This window comes from [Clostridium] polysaccharolyticum, assembly GCF_900111595.1.
Taxonomy (GTDB): Bacteria; Bacillota; Clostridia; order Lachnospirales; family Lachnospiraceae; genus Clostridium_AI; species Clostridium_AI polysaccharolyticum.
Genome location: NZ_FOHN01000010.1, coordinates 1 through 13,506, shown reverse-complemented (window position 1 = coordinate 13,506; position 13,506 = coordinate 1). Strand labels below are relative to the sequence as shown.

General features: G+C 37.7%; 13 protein-coding genes. 2 read left to right on the top strand and 11 right to left on the bottom strand.

All coding sequences use genetic code 11. From position 1 onward, the window contains the following. Nucleotide 1: 1 nt before the first annotated feature. The 5 genes from trkA to BMY85_RS07925 form a co-directional block, all read right to left on the bottom strand. A complete protein-coding gene (trkA, locus tag BMY85_RS07945; protein WP_092477745.1) occupies nt 2-1,360 on the bottom strand; it encodes a Trk system potassium transporter TrkA in 1,359 nt (452 codons plus the stop codon). A 354-nt stretch (nt 1,361-1,714) separates the two neighbouring features. Then, complete coding sequence (locus BMY85_RS07940; RefSeq protein ID WP_092477744.1) at nt 1,715-3,952, bottom strand: alpha-galactosidase; 2,238 nt, start codon at nt 3,950-3,952, stop codon at nt 1,715-1,717. Beyond that, nucleotides 3,953-4,783 carry a carbohydrate ABC transporter permease gene (locus tag BMY85_RS07935; RefSeq protein WP_092477743.1) on the bottom strand — a complete coding sequence of 277 codons (831 nt, stop codon included), beginning with the start codon at nt 4,781-4,783 and terminating at the stop codon, nt 3,953-3,955. An 11-nt stretch (nt 4,784-4,794) separates the two neighbouring features. Continuing rightward, nucleotides 4,795-5,712, bottom strand: coding sequence for a carbohydrate ABC transporter permease (locus BMY85_RS07930; RefSeq protein ID WP_092477742.1), 918 nt, complete (start codon nt 5,710-5,712; stop codon nt 4,795-4,797). Between the two features lie 16 nt (nt 5,713-5,728). Next, nucleotides 5,729-7,009, bottom strand: coding sequence for an ABC transporter substrate-binding protein (locus BMY85_RS07925; protein WP_092477741.1), 1,281 nt, complete (start codon nt 7,007-7,009; stop codon nt 5,729-5,731). Nucleotides 7,010-7,214: 205 nt separating this feature from the next. Here BMY85_RS07925 and BMY85_RS07920 point away from each other — a divergent pair, with 205 nt between their 5' ends. Further along, complete coding sequence (locus tag BMY85_RS07920; RefSeq protein ID WP_092477740.1) at nt 7,215-8,042, top strand: AraC family transcriptional regulator; 828 nt, start codon at nt 7,215-7,217, stop codon at nt 8,040-8,042. A 90-nt stretch (nt 8,043-8,132) separates the two neighbouring features. On the opposite strand, the gene BMY85_RS07915 is transcribed toward BMY85_RS07920, so the two are convergent. The 3 genes from BMY85_RS07915 to BMY85_RS07905 all read right to left on the bottom strand — a co-directional run bounded on the left by BMY85_RS07915 (nt 8,133) and on the right by BMY85_RS07905 (nt 10,821). Beyond that, complete coding sequence (locus BMY85_RS07915; RefSeq protein WP_092477739.1) at nt 8,133-8,723, bottom strand: hypothetical protein; 591 nt, start codon at nt 8,721-8,723, stop codon at nt 8,133-8,135. Beyond that, nucleotides 8,710-9,273 carry a hypothetical protein gene (locus BMY85_RS07910; RefSeq protein ID WP_092477738.1) on the bottom strand — a complete coding sequence of 188 codons (564 nt, stop codon included), beginning with the start codon at nt 9,271-9,273 and terminating at the stop codon, nt 8,710-8,712. Before BMY85_RS07910 ends, BMY85_RS07915 begins: the two co-directional genes overlap by 14 nt. 219 nt (nt 9,274-9,492) lie before the next feature. Continuing rightward, nucleotides 9,493-10,821, bottom strand: a complete 1,329-nt coding sequence (locus tag BMY85_RS07905; protein ID WP_092477737.1) for a family 43 glycosylhydrolase — start codon at nt 10,819-10,821, stop codon at nt 9,493-9,495. Nucleotides 10,822-11,327: 506 nt separating this feature from the next. On the opposite strand from BMY85_RS07905, the gene BMY85_RS07900 reads away from it, so the two are divergent. Then, complete coding sequence (locus BMY85_RS07900; protein WP_177180695.1) at nt 11,328-12,674, top strand: endonuclease I family protein; 1,347 nt, start codon at nt 11,328-11,330, stop codon at nt 12,672-12,674. A gap of 136 nt (nt 12,675-12,810) precedes the next feature. On the opposite strand, the gene BMY85_RS16265 is transcribed toward BMY85_RS07900, so the two are convergent. The 3 genes from BMY85_RS16265 to BMY85_RS07890 form a co-directional block, all read right to left on the bottom strand. Beyond that, entirely contained in the window at nt 12,811-12,930 is a 120-nt protein-coding gene (locus BMY85_RS16265; protein ID WP_334292357.1) for a group II intron maturase-specific domain-containing protein, read from the bottom strand. Beyond that, nucleotides 12,917-13,192 carry a reverse transcriptase domain-containing protein gene (locus BMY85_RS16345; RefSeq protein ID WP_408643141.1) on the bottom strand — a complete coding sequence of 92 codons (276 nt, stop codon included), beginning with the start codon at nt 13,190-13,192 and terminating at the stop codon, nt 12,917-12,919. The genes BMY85_RS16265 and BMY85_RS16345 overlap by 14 nt, the downstream gene beginning before the upstream one ends. 53 nt (nt 13,193-13,245) lie before the next feature. Further along, a partial coding sequence (locus tag BMY85_RS07890) for an ATP-binding protein (protein ID WP_177180694.1) occupies nt 13,246-13,506 on the bottom strand: 261 nt, incomplete at its 5' end.

The window sequence follows — 13,506 nt, the reverse complement described above, 5'->3', positions numbered from 1 at the left end:
TTTAACCCCTTACTATATCACTTAAATCGTGTAGTCCTACATTTGTGGTTACCACAATTACGTGATCCCCTTTTTGTAAGCTGTCCTGGCCTTTTGGTGTTATAACCATGCCATTACGGTTGATACAGCAGATGAGTACATTTTTCTTAAGTGAGAGTTCTTCTAAGTTTTTACCAATTAATTTGGAACTTTCATTTACAATAAACTCAAGGGCTTCTGCTTTATTTTTCTTAATTTTATATAAGGTCTCTACATTGCTTCCAATGGAGTTATTCATAGCACGCACATACTGAAGAATATAAGCTGCTGTTGTGTACTTCGGATAAATTACACTACCCAGATCTAAGCTGTTTATTACTTCATCATATGCAATCCGGTTGATCTTTGTAATGGTTTTTCCTTTCATACGGCTTTTGGCATACAAGGACAACAGGACATTTTCCTCATCCATGCCTGTCAAGGAAGCAAATGATTCCATTTCCTCAATTCCTTCCTCTAGCAGCAGATTGGTATCGGTGCCATCGCCGTGAATTACCATTGCTCTTGGCAATAATTCTGTCAGTTCCTCACAGCGGGATAATTTCTCTTCAATAATCTTTACGTTAATGCCGCTCTTTATCAGTTTCTTTGCAAGATAATAAGAAAGCTTTCCACCACCTATAAGCATGGCACTTTTTACCGGATTCTTCACAAGTCCGATTTTCACAAAAAAGTCCAATGCCTCTTTATGTGGTGCAACGATAGAAACCAGGTCATTTTTCTTAATTAACACGTCTCCGTTTGGAATGATTACTTCTTCGCCTCGTTCCACAATGGAAACTAAAATATCACATTTAAATTTTCTATGGATTTCATTTATTCTAGTATCTTTTAAAGGAGAATCCTGTCCAACGCGGAAACTTAACAGTTCCACACGGCCTTTATTAAACAGATTAATATCAATTGCAGATGGGAAACGCAAAAGCCTTGCAATTTCAGATGCTGCCTCGTACTCAGGATTAATAATCAGTGATAAGCCCAGTTCTTCTTTGATAAATTGAATTTCCTTGCTGTAGATAGGATTACGAACTCTTGCTATTGTTTTACAATTACCTGCTTTTCTAGCAATCAGGCAGCACAAAAGATTCAGTTCATCCGAACCAGTCACTGCTATCATTAAGTGAGCCTTCTCAATTCCTGCCTCAAGCTGAACACTATAACTTCCTCCATTTCCAACATAGCCCATTGCATCACAATTATTCGATATCTCCTCCACTCTCTGCTCGTTCACATCAATAATTGAAATGTTATGTCCTTCCCTGCTTAATTGTTCTGCTAAGGTACTTCCGACCTTGCCGCAGCCTACAATAATAATCTCCATAATTCCTCCGATTTATATTTCACAATTTGCCCACATGTAACTGTGTGCTCTATTTAATAATACTGCCTTATTATTCTACATGATTTTCCATAAGAATGCTACCAGTTTATAAAAATTTGTTATGTGAATATAACTTAAGGATAAAATGAATTATTTTACACATAGATTATATGATACCAAAAATCTTTTCCTATACAAGGATATTTATACAAAAACTAGGGACAGAGCCAAGCAAATGGATCTGTCCAAAAAATACTTTGCATATAATAGATTACGTTAGAATTATTTATCTGTCCGTTCTAAATCAATTACCATTTTTTACAGTACAGGCAATAATAACACATACCAAAAATTCTACAATTTTATATTATTTCTATCAATCATCAAGTCTGAATACAGATACACAACCCCCGAACTATAATCTCCACCATGATTGCTAAGACTGTCCTTCTCAATTACCATCCCGGCATGCATCAGCTCATCACCGCCATACCACGCTGCATCTCCATCTTTCTGATACTTCCTATTCTCATCCAGCCCAGCCAGGCGAAGGCGGGTCCAAGGAGCATTTGGCACACCTGACATACGGTAAAATCCAACTAATGCTTCCTTTTTATCCTCTGAGACAATCATCCACGCACTGTCATTTCCTTCAAATGGACTCTGTAACCGGTAAAATGTGCCTGTCATAATCAGCTTCCGATGCGCCTTTGCAAATGCGACCTGCTCCTTTACAAGCTCCCGCTCGGATTCTGTCAGTTTTCCTAAATCCAGTTCAAAGCCAAACATGCCAAACAAAGCCACATTTCCCCTAGTCTCCATTGTTGTGACGCGGCCGACCTGCTGATTAGGCACTTCTGACACATGGGCCCCCATACTGCTTAATGGATACACAAAAGATGTCCCGTACTGGATTTTCACACGTTCCATAGCATCTGTATCATCACTGGTCCAAGCCTGTGGCGCATAATAAAGCATCCCAGGGTCAAATCTGGCACCACCGCTAGAACAGGATTCAAACAAAATCTCTGGGAATCTTCTGATTAACCGTTCATACAGGCCGTATACACCCAGTATATACTCATGCATGATTTTTCCCTGCTCCTCTGGCCGTCTGGTAACAGAATAACTATCCGTCATATAACGGTTCATATCCCATTTTACATAAGATATCGGTGCAGAAGACAGCACATTTTCCATTAATTCATAGATATAGTCTGTCACTTCTTTCCGAGAAAAATCTAAAATATACTGATTTCTGCTTGGATAAGGGATGTGGTCCGGCTCACATAAGATCCAGTCTGGATGTTCCCGGTACAAATCAGAATCTTTGTTGACCATTTCCGGCTCAAACCAGAGACCAAACTTCATGCCAAGACTGGTAATCTTATTGGCAATTCCTTCAATTCCCTCAGGAAGCTTTTCATAGTTTGTCACATACCAGTCTCCAAGCCCCGATTCATCATTATCACGTTTTCCAAACCATCCATCATCTAATACAAACAGTTCCATTCCAAGTTCTTTTCCTGCCTTGGCTATCTCAAGAATCTGCTTGTCGGTAAATGCCGCCCCAGTAGCCTCCCAATTGTTAATAAGAATCGGGCGTTCTTTATCCCGCCACACTCCACGCACCAGACGTTGGCGGTATATTTTATGATAAGCCTGACTCATTCCATTTAATCCTTTATCAGAATATACCAGAACTGCCTCTGGACTTTGAAACGCTTCCTCTGGCAGTAACGGCCAGCAGAATCCGTCTGGATGGATTCCTAGCTGAATTCTTGACATATTGCAGGTATCTACTTCTATCTGTTCCAGATGGTTGCCACTGTAAACAAGACTGAATCCATACACTTCTCCCTGCATTTCATCTGCATTCTTTCGTTTTACTGCTATAAATGGATTCTGTTCAGCACTGCTAATTCCTCTCCTGCTGGTAATTCCCTGAATTCCCATAGCAAGCGGCCTTGTAACTACTTTTCGTTCTCTCGCCCAGGCTCCAGAAAGCTGTACCATTTCATACTGGTCATCTGGCAAGTCCACACTAGCACTAAGAACCCTTTCTAACCACACTTTTTCTTTTCCTTGATTTACAAACTCCACACTTCTTGTAAGAACAGGGTAGTCTTTATAAATGCTGTATTTCAAAATACAGGTAAATTTTGACATCGTATCCTGTAACGTAATCTCTAAAGATTCTGCTTCCTGCTCCGCTTCTACATATAAAGCAGGCAGCCCATTAAGTTTTTCCTTTCCTTGATAGATTCTATGTGACTGGTATTCCAGAGACAGCATCGTGCTTCCATTTTCTTTCGTTACAAGAAATGCTGGTTCTCGAAAGTCTCCAGTCCCAATAGAAGGGTATTCCATTCTTGTATACTGTGGACTAAAAAAGTAGTCCTTTTCCTTCGTATAAACAGCAAGGGGGCGATGCCCCCCTTCTAACAGATAAGAATAATCTTCCTTGTGCCTGATGTGTTTTCCATAGTACAGATTCCCAATCTGCCCATTGGGAAGAACTTTTAACAGGTAACTGATCTGCTGGTTATACAAATGAAACTCTTTGGTCGATTCCGTATATATAATAGCCATTTATAACTTTCCTCCTGACGTAGCAATTCCTTGAATAAACTGTTTTTGAAAAATCATATAAACCAAAAGCATAGGCCAGATTGCAAGAACCGCAGCTGACATAAGCTGTGGATAATTAACGGAATAGGCACTGGAAATCTTAGCAAGGGTAGATGACAGCGTAGCCGCATCTGCATTGGTGTTGACGATCATTGGCCACATCAGATCCTTGAAAGAAAACAATGCAGTAAAAATTCCTAATGCAATCAGGCCTGACTTGGTAAGGGGCAGCATGACTTTCCAGAATGTCTGGCCAATGTTACAGCCATCCAATCTTGCCGACTCTTCTAATTCCTTTGGAAGCCCCATAAAGAACTGCCTTAACAGGAAGGTTCCAAACGCACTGACAAGCCCTGGAAATAACAGTGCAAAAATCGTATTACGCATGCCTAATTTATCTACCATCAGATATTGTGGGACTATGAAAATCTGTACAGGCACCATCATTTGAAATAATACCAGTCCAAATAAAAAGTCTCTTCCTGGAAACTCAAGCCTAGCCAGGGCATAAGCCGCCATCGCACTAAATAGAACCGCACATGCCACTCTAAGTACCATCATGGCAAATGTATTAAAATATAATCTTAGAAAACTATTCTGCTCCATAACCACTTTGTAATTATTCCATCTAAGTTTATGAGGAAAAAATACAAATGGATTCATAGAAGTAGACTCACTTACCGTCTTCCAAGAGGTAAGAAGCATCCATAAAAAAGGCAAAATCATAATAGAGGCTCCTGCAATTAAAAGAATATGCAAAATTAATTTTTTCGTTGTCCGTTTTCCTTTCACTTTGATTCCTCCTACATATAATTAACCCACTTTTTCTGAAGCTTTGTCTGAATCACTGTAATCACCATAATGATCGCTAATAACAGCATAACAATAGCTGAACCATATCCTTTATTAGAGTATTTAAAGGAATTATTATAAAACAGATACACTAAGGATACTGTACTGTTATAAGATGGACTGGTTACATCCACCATCATATAAATCACATCAAATACCTGCATTGCTGTAATAATACTGGTTACCAGCACAAAAAACAACGTAGGAGATACTAACGGCACTGTAATGTGAAGGAACTGTTTTATTCCACTTGCGCCGTCAATATCAGAAGCTTCGTAAAAATCCTTTGGAATCTCCTGAAGTCCTGCCAATAATAAAACCATACTGTATCCAACAGTGCTCCAGATACCAATAATTGCAATGGAATATAGCGAAATTTTCGGATTGTGAATCCAGTTCACTCTTTCTATTCCTAATCGCCCAAGTACGTGGTTAATCAGTCCATACTGATCATTATAAAGCCATTTCCAAACCATAGTGATGGCTGCTGGCGCTGCTACCATGGGAATAAAATAAATGGTCCTGTAAATTCCTTTTCCTCTTATTTTCCCGTTCAATGCCACCGCAAGGAACAAGGCGATAACAACAGTCACTGGCACTACCAGTACCGTATAAAACAAGGTATTGCGTACAGCACACCAGACCTGAGTGTCTGTAAAAAGCTTTTTATAGTTTTCCAAGCCAACAAAAATGTTTCCTCTGCCAAATGCCCCGCTTTTAAAGAAGCTTAGATAAAAAGTCTGGCCTATGGGAATAATATTTAAAATAAGGATTCCTAAAATGGTTGGGCAAACTAATGCCCAGCCCCATATCCATTCATTTCGTTTTCTTTTTGATAGTTTCCTTTTCGGCAAATTTCTGCCTTTCATATTTTCACCTCAAACTTTATTCTGCTTTAATTGCTTCATCCATCATATCTGCTACTTTTTTACAAGCATCTTTGGTATCTTCTTTTCCTGCATACGCATTTTTTAATAATTCGTATGCCTTATCTTCCCATACACTAGTCTGATTGGAATAAGGGCGAATCTGTGCATAATCTACCATGTCAATGTAACATTTTGTATTGAACATAGAATACGCATTGGTAAATTTATCTGCAGTTCCATTGTATGCAGATATTGCAATACCTAAATCCGCCTGACGTTCCTGGCCTTCTTTACTGCTTAAGAATTCAACCCATTTCCATGCTTCGTCTGGATGTTTGGTTGTTTTGGCGATGGCATTTCCTAATCCGTTAAAAATAGAAGCCTTCCCTCCATCGTCGGACATTGGAAGAACAGTACAGTCAAAGTTTTCTTTCATATAGTCAGAATCTGCAAAACCCGATAAATTCCATGAACCGAATAGTCCCATAGCACATAATCCATTGGAAATGGCTTCTCCACGAGCTGCATCGTCATAGATTTCCGGAGACAGTCCTTCTTTTACAAAACTGAAATATTCTTCAATTCCTGCAATAGTCTTATCCTCAGCATACCCTGATGTTTTTTCTGGGGTAATGATCTCCCCACCGTTCTGGTATACGAAGTTATAGTAACCCTCCTGATTATGTAAACCTGCACAGAATCCGTACTGTGAACCATCATCCTTAGTCAGTTTCTTAGCTGCCTCTTTTAAATCCTCCCATGTCCATGTGTCGTCTGGATAGGACAGTTTTGCTTCATCAAACATTTTCTTGTTGTACCATAATGCAATGGTATCGTAATCCTTTGGAATGGCATATTGTTTTCCATCAATGTTATAAATCTTAGACAAACCCTCTGGATAATTGGCTAAATCTACTTTATCACTAGAATCAATGTACTTACTTAAGTCTAAAAGCTGGTCATTGGAACCATAATAATAAATATTGTTGGAATGCATCCAGAAAGTATCCGGCAAGGAACCGCCTGTAGCTGCCGCCTCTAAACCAGTCCAGTAATCTGCCCATCCATTTACTTGAATGTCAATTTTTATGTCTGGATTTTCCTTCTCAAATTCATCTGCCATAGTTTGAATTAAATTTGCCTGGTTGCTGTCCCAGCAGGCATAAGATATCGTTACAGGTTCCTTAGAGCCCTTGCCTTTATCAGAAGATGCCTGTTTTCCTGTATTTCCACATCCTGTGAACATTGCCACGCACATTGCCCCACATAACACTGTACTTATTAATTTTTTCCTCATTTTTTCTCCTCCTATAATCTGTGAAATATTAGATACCACTATTTAATCACAATCGTTTCTTTCTATAAATGTCACGTTTTTGTTTTTCCATGTCAATTTGTGATTTTTTGTTAAAGTTCATTTGCTTTTGTGTTTACTATTCCTGTATTTTCCTTTACACTTTATTTAAAGAATCAAAACATTGCACAAGACAAGGAGATTATCTATGCCAAAAAACAGAACTTACGATGAATGCTACTTTTTGAATTATGCTGCCTGTGCAGATCTCCAGCTTTACGAAATTGGAAAACAAGCTTGTCCGCCTTCTTATTCCTATGGCCCTACGGTACGGAACCACTATATTTTCCACTATCTGTTTGAAGGAAAGGGAATTCTTAAGCTTAACGGAAAGCAGTACACCATTACTGCCCATCAAGGCTTTTTGATTTCTCCCAACATTCTGGCTTATTATGAAGCAGATCCGACAGAACCTTGGAACTATGCATGGGTACACCTTGACGGCCCTAAGATAAGAGACTATTTCCAAAAATGTGGTCTTTCCAGTGAACAGCCTGTATTCAAGCCTTCTCTGGATTCCAATGAAATAGATTTGATTATGTTACAGCTTTTAGAACATAATACTCGTGAACTTTACTGTATAGGAAAAATATATGAATTATTTGATGCTATGATTGCACAGTCTGTAACAAAGGAACCTGCTAATATTGATATCAGGCTTACTTATATTAAGAAAATTATTGATTATATTACAATTAAGTTTAGTGAACCAATACACATGAATGACATTGCCCATGCCTGCGGGCTAGAACGAAGTTATATGACAAGGCTTTTTAAGGATGCTACTGGCCAGACTCCTTATGCGTATCTAAACATTTACCGCATAAAAAAAGCCTGTCAGCTTCTTTTGCATGACAGTGCTTCTATTCAGAATATTGCGTATGCAGTTGGATATAGTGATGCTTTTACCTTTTCTAAAGCATTTAAACGGCAGGTAGGAGTGTCTCCTAGTGAATACCGTGGAAAAAGCATTTGATTACATATTGAAAAAAGAAGTGCCGTTTCGCGATTTTTCAAATCACGAAAGCGACACTTCCTTTATTTTTGTTTATATTTGCATAAATTTCTACTCACACACTGCATTTATAAAATACATTTCAATATCATCTTCTATTTTCTCTTTTAATGCATTGTCCTCTATTCCAAACTGAGAATAAAACATTTTCCCTTCCTCATAAATCTTAGCCAATTTACTCTTCTGTAAACCACTGGCAAAACTCTCAAATGATAAAATGTAATTTTCCATATAATATTTTATTAGCGAATTATACTCTGTTACTCCTTGATTTTCTAAATAATTTCTAAAATCTAGATAAAAAAAGCATTCTAGATTCTGAAATCTTTCTACAAGGTAAGTGTAATCATATACAAATTCAAAATTATTTTGAAGCATATCCATCAAAACCTGCTCTACTGCTGAATCTTTATCTAGTCCGTAATATTCATACAAAAATAAGCCAAAATTATATACCTTATTAAAGTCAAACTGGCTATTTTTAAACAGATTAATCAATGTCAAATAATCTTTATAAAGAAAGGCTTCATCATCATTCACTTGAATTCCATATCCCTTTAGTACAGAACTGATATAAAGTTCCCAGTTCATTACTGCATTTTTATCAAATTTACTTTGTGCTGCTGCTTCAAAAGAACTCATACCAAATTAACAGTGTGGAAAGTCCGTATGTAGAAAAGTTATCAGACAAATAACGATTGGGATATGTCCGGAAATGTGGTCTCACATATGTTCCGTCTTTTCTGTAATATCCATTTACATATACAAGCTCATCAACAGGAACGGTACCCACTAGCGTTTGGTTTCTATACAGATTCACTGTATTATTGCGATTCACAACTGGTGTTCCTTTGAAGCTTTTATATGTACTTCCGCTTGGCTTTTTTACCAGACTATTATTTTTAGAAGATGTATTATCATAACTGCTACTATTATTATATAATGAATCACTTCTATCTACTGAACCACTACTACTTGAAGAACTGCTACTTGAATAACCACTACTCGAATAACCACTGCTTGAGGAGCTGCCTCCAGAATTACGATAATATCCATGTACATAGGTTCCATCTTTCCTATAATATGAATGCACATAGGTTTTTTTTGCATTAATTATGGAAGCATTTGTTCCATCCCATGCGATGATAATAATGCATAAAAAGGCTAAAGCTTTCAAAATATACTTTCTCATAATTACATTAAACATCTCCTTACACATAATCTCTAATTTAATAAGTTGATACTAATGTCAACCTTATATTATATACTTTATTTTCTTTTATATGTAAACTGCATTTTAAGATATTTCATGTAAAATACAATAAAAAATGGTATCTGAAATGAAACTATAATGAAGTAATCAACCTCTATATAAGATTCATCCAGATACCAACAATAAGTATATGTTTCCTTATTTACAGAACACAAATTCCTTCAGTTCAAACAGCTGCCTTCCATGAAACATCTCTGCAAATCCGCCACTGAATCCAGCTTTTACAACAAAATAAACAGCATGTCTTCCCGTTACGCAATTCATTTTGCCTGTTACAATACTATCATCCATGCCGAATTCAACGCAGCCAATTTCTTCTCCATCTTCTTTATCTATGCGGACATATACTTTGCCTTTACATCCACAGCCATTGATATGAAGTGCCAGATCCATTGTTTTGCTGGAATAATCCTCACCGAAATCAAAATACTTATATCCAATCACGCAGCCATCTGTTATGTTAGTAATAACACGGCTAAACAGATTTTTTTCTGTAATGAGGCAGCCGCCTTTTAAGACACAGGCAATATCCGGATCCGTAATTTTATATGGATTAAGGGCTTCTTCAAATCCTAATGAAGTCATTTCCACTTGTGGAATGGAACCGTCAGGCAGAATCTCAATTTTTTCTACACATCCTCTTCTTGACATAATGGTTCCATTGGTCATCCTGTGATAGAAAATATACCACTGATCTCCTATTTTACAGATAGAGCCATGGTCATTCCCTGCTGGATAATCGACACCATTGTCAATAATAACGCCTCGGTATTCAAATGGTCCTGTTGGCATCTTGCTAGTAGCATACACTAACTGGCTAGGAGTTCCACAAGAGTAAATTAAATAGTAAGTATCCCCTATTTTACGTGGGGAACAAGCTTCAAAAAAACGGAATGGTTCTTCCACTGGAATAATATCTTTCTGATAGGTCCCATCTATAATCTCGTACATATTTTCCGGATTAATCTCCGCCATATAAGAACTTAAGTAACCACAGTAAATATAAACTCTTCCATCGTCATCAACCAATACTCCTGGATCAATAAAAATTCCGCCGTTATATATATTTTCACAGCCTTCTGGAACATTGTACTTATACTGAGAAAGCAGCTTAAAAGGTCCTTCTGGCTTATCGGCTACTGCTACGCAGCCTTTACAGTTTTCAATATATGCATATAAATAATATTTCCCATCTTTTTCAACCACATCTGGTGCAAAAAGCTGATGCCCCTTAGCCCAGTCACAATCATTTGCATGATCTTCATCATCATTTGTGTGAAATATATCGCCATGACATTTCCAGTTATTCAGATCATGAATAGAAGCAGACCATACTTTTAGTCTGGTATCACAAAATCTGTCAGATGCTGCTTTATCATGAGAACCATAAATATAAACACGGTCTCCAAAAGCTCTTGGCTCTCCATCTGGTATGTACTCCCAATTAGGTAAATATGGATTAGACATAAAATTCCTCCTTGTGCATAATGCATAAGCCACATTTCTATTGTGGCAGTTTTTATTATTATACCTTATGAAGAAATTTCTTTCTTATAAAATATGAACATTACACACAAAAAAATTGCCTTCTTAAAAAACATCAATTTATATAGAATATGCTCTATCTCCTTTGACAGTATAATATTTTCCACTTTATAATAACAAGGTAACCTATTACATCTTGTTTCTGGAATTTTACAGTTTCAAGGAACAAAACATATACACTTGAGAGGAGGTCTACAATTCCATATAACCAGTTTGGGTGGGGATATTTTACGTTATTTTGACAGATGAAAGGAGGACGTAACTGGCTGTATTGATTAACTTACCTCATAATTTTAGATATATCCAGTTACAAAATAAATATGGCAAAAAATTTTAAAGAAAAATTTTACTGTTTTTTCTTGACACTTGTAATGGTTTTCGTTCTGCTGCCGTCAGGCCTGTACAATAACAAGGCAGATGCATTATCAATGGCATACAACACAGGAATCCGTGACCAGATTGCGACTTCCCTAAGCACAGCTGCTAGCAGCTATTATACTGGCAGCTATTCTTATTCCTCATTGTCTGCTTTAAGTGGAAGCAGCCTAAAAAGCAGACTTTATACACTTATGAACAGCACTATGACAAAATCCGTTACATACAAATCTTTAACAACTTACTGGCCTTATACCGATGCAGAAAAAGGAAAATCTGGTACTGTTCTATTCTATAGCGATGAATACAGCACTTCCTTTAACCGTGAACATGTATGGCCAAAAAGCCGTGGAAGCTTTTATCAGATTAAGGGAGGATGTGACCTGCATCATTTAAGACCAGCTAATGCCGCTGTAAACAGCACTCGTGGCAATCATACCATGGGGAATCTAAATCATAAAGGCACTGCTGTAACTTACAGTGGCAAAACCGTTGGATGGCTGGATACTGGTGCCGATATGTTCGAGCCTCTTGACAATGTAAAAGGCGATGTGGCTCGTATTTATCTTTATATGTATGTACGCTGGCAGCAGCCAAACCTATATCAGGATGTCGCAAAATCAGAACTTCCTGCTATGGATTCAGACGACAGTGCTAACGACGGCCAAGCAGTTATTGAAAGCTTAGATACACTTCTTAGCTGGATGGCATCCGATCCTGTTGATACTTGGGAAATGAGCCGTAATGATCTGACACAGGATATTCAAGGCAACCGTAATGTGTTCATTGACTATCCAGAATTAGCTTGGAAATTATTCGGAAAAACTGTCCCATCCAATTTGACTACACCTTCTAAGAATAGTGGTGCCAGCACTACGGTACCAAGTACAAAACCTAGCGTTCGTCCTTCTGCCGCTCCTACCACTACACCTGCAGAAAAAGGTGTTTACAAACGTATTTCTTCTGTTAGTGAAATTGGAACTGGGGGACAATTCGTTCTTGTAGGAGTAAACGGAAACTACACCCGTGCCATGAGTAATACTTTAAATAGCGGAAGAATGGCTGGCAAGGCAGTAACGATTTCCAATAACACCATTAGCAATCCAGATTCCTCTATTGTCTGGACCTTAAAACAGCAGTCTGCTGCTGGGCGCTATTCCTTGTACAATAGTGCTGCTGGAAAATATCTTGTGATTAATGCCAATAGCACAACAGGATTTGCCTTTACCAGTACACCAGCCTATTACTTTGATGCAGCTAATGCAGCTGATAAAGCTTCCAATGCCATTTACCTTTCCACAACAGCAACTGGCAAGCGAAACATAAGTATTTATCAGACTGATTTCCGAGCCTATGCAAAGGCTAATTATTATCCATTGTATTTGTATAAGCTTTCCTAGAAAGTAATACTGTTTTATCATGCTATCAATCGAGTAGGAGGAAATTCATTAATTGAATTTCCGTCCTCTCACACCACCACGCAAACCGTTCGGCACGTGGCGGTTCAATAAGAATTACCTTACTTGCAAATATCTTTCACTTAATGTTATATGCACCCAGCTTCACTAAGTTGTCATGTTTCGTTTTAATCTTTTCCCACTGTTTCCAGTAACAGAGACGTAAACGTCTTCTTAACCACTCATCAAGCTCTCGCAAGGTACTTTTCAATAAACTTTGTGATACTTTTCATAACCCTCTCTGCTGATTTCTTTGATTTCACATATACATTGCAATCGTCTGCGTAACGACAGAACCTGAGTCCTCTTCGTTCCAATTCCATATCCAGTTCATTCAGCATGATATTGCTTATTAATGGAGATAAGTTTCCACCTTGTGGTACTCCCTCTAACGTCGGGCTAAACCCTTTTCCATCACTCCTGCATTTAGATACTTTCTTATCAGTCCGATCACTATAAATGTCAATACAAAAATGTACAAAAAATCTAAAATAAGAATGTACATTTACACTATCTAATCTGTTGCTTTCATATGGTCTTTTAACCGATATGATTTACCTGAAATGCTTACCACATTTGCATGGTGAAGTACACGGTCTAATATTGCATTTGCCACTACTGCATCATAAAACACACTGTCCCATTCGCTAAAATTTATATTTGTGGTCAGTATTGTGCTCTTTTTCTCATAGCGCATATCGATTAACTGGAAGAATAGATTGGAATCTTCCTTGTCTATTGGAAGATAGCCCAGTTCATCAATTATTAACAGTCT

Excerpts from the sequence above, each read along its gene's own strand:
- BMY85_RS07915 (WP_092477739.1), bottom strand. The coding sequence starts at position 8,723 with ATGAGTTCTTTTGAAGCAGCAGCACAAAGTAAATTTGATAAAAATGCA.
- BMY85_RS07920 (WP_092477740.1), top strand. The coding sequence starts at position 7,215 with ATGCCAAAAAACAGAACTTACGATGAATGCTACTTTTTGAATTATGCT.
- BMY85_RS07910 (WP_092477738.1), bottom strand. The coding sequence starts at position 9,273 with ATGAGAAAGTATATTTTGAAAGCTTTAGCCTTTTTATGCATTATTATC.
- BMY85_RS07925 (WP_092477741.1), bottom strand. The coding sequence starts at position 7,009 with ATGAGGAAAAAATTAATAAGTACAGTGTTATGTGGGGCAATGTGCGTG.
- BMY85_RS07905 (WP_092477737.1), bottom strand. The coding sequence starts at position 10,821 with ATGTCTAATCCATATTTACCTAATTGGGAGTACATACCAGATGGAGAG.
- BMY85_RS07930 (WP_092477742.1), bottom strand. The coding sequence starts at position 5,712 with ATGAAAGGCAGAAATTTGCCGAAAAGGAAACTATCAAAAAGAAAACGA.
- trkA (WP_092477745.1), bottom strand. The coding sequence starts at position 1,360 with ATGGAGATTATTATTGTAGGCTGCGGCAAGGTCGGAAGTACCTTAGCA.
- BMY85_RS07940 (WP_092477744.1), bottom strand. The coding sequence starts at position 3,952 with ATGGCTATTATATATACGGAATCGACCAAAGAGTTTCATTTGTATAAC.
- BMY85_RS07900 (WP_177180695.1), top strand. The coding sequence starts at position 11,328 with ATGGCATACAACACAGGAATCCGTGACCAGATTGCGACTTCCCTAAGC.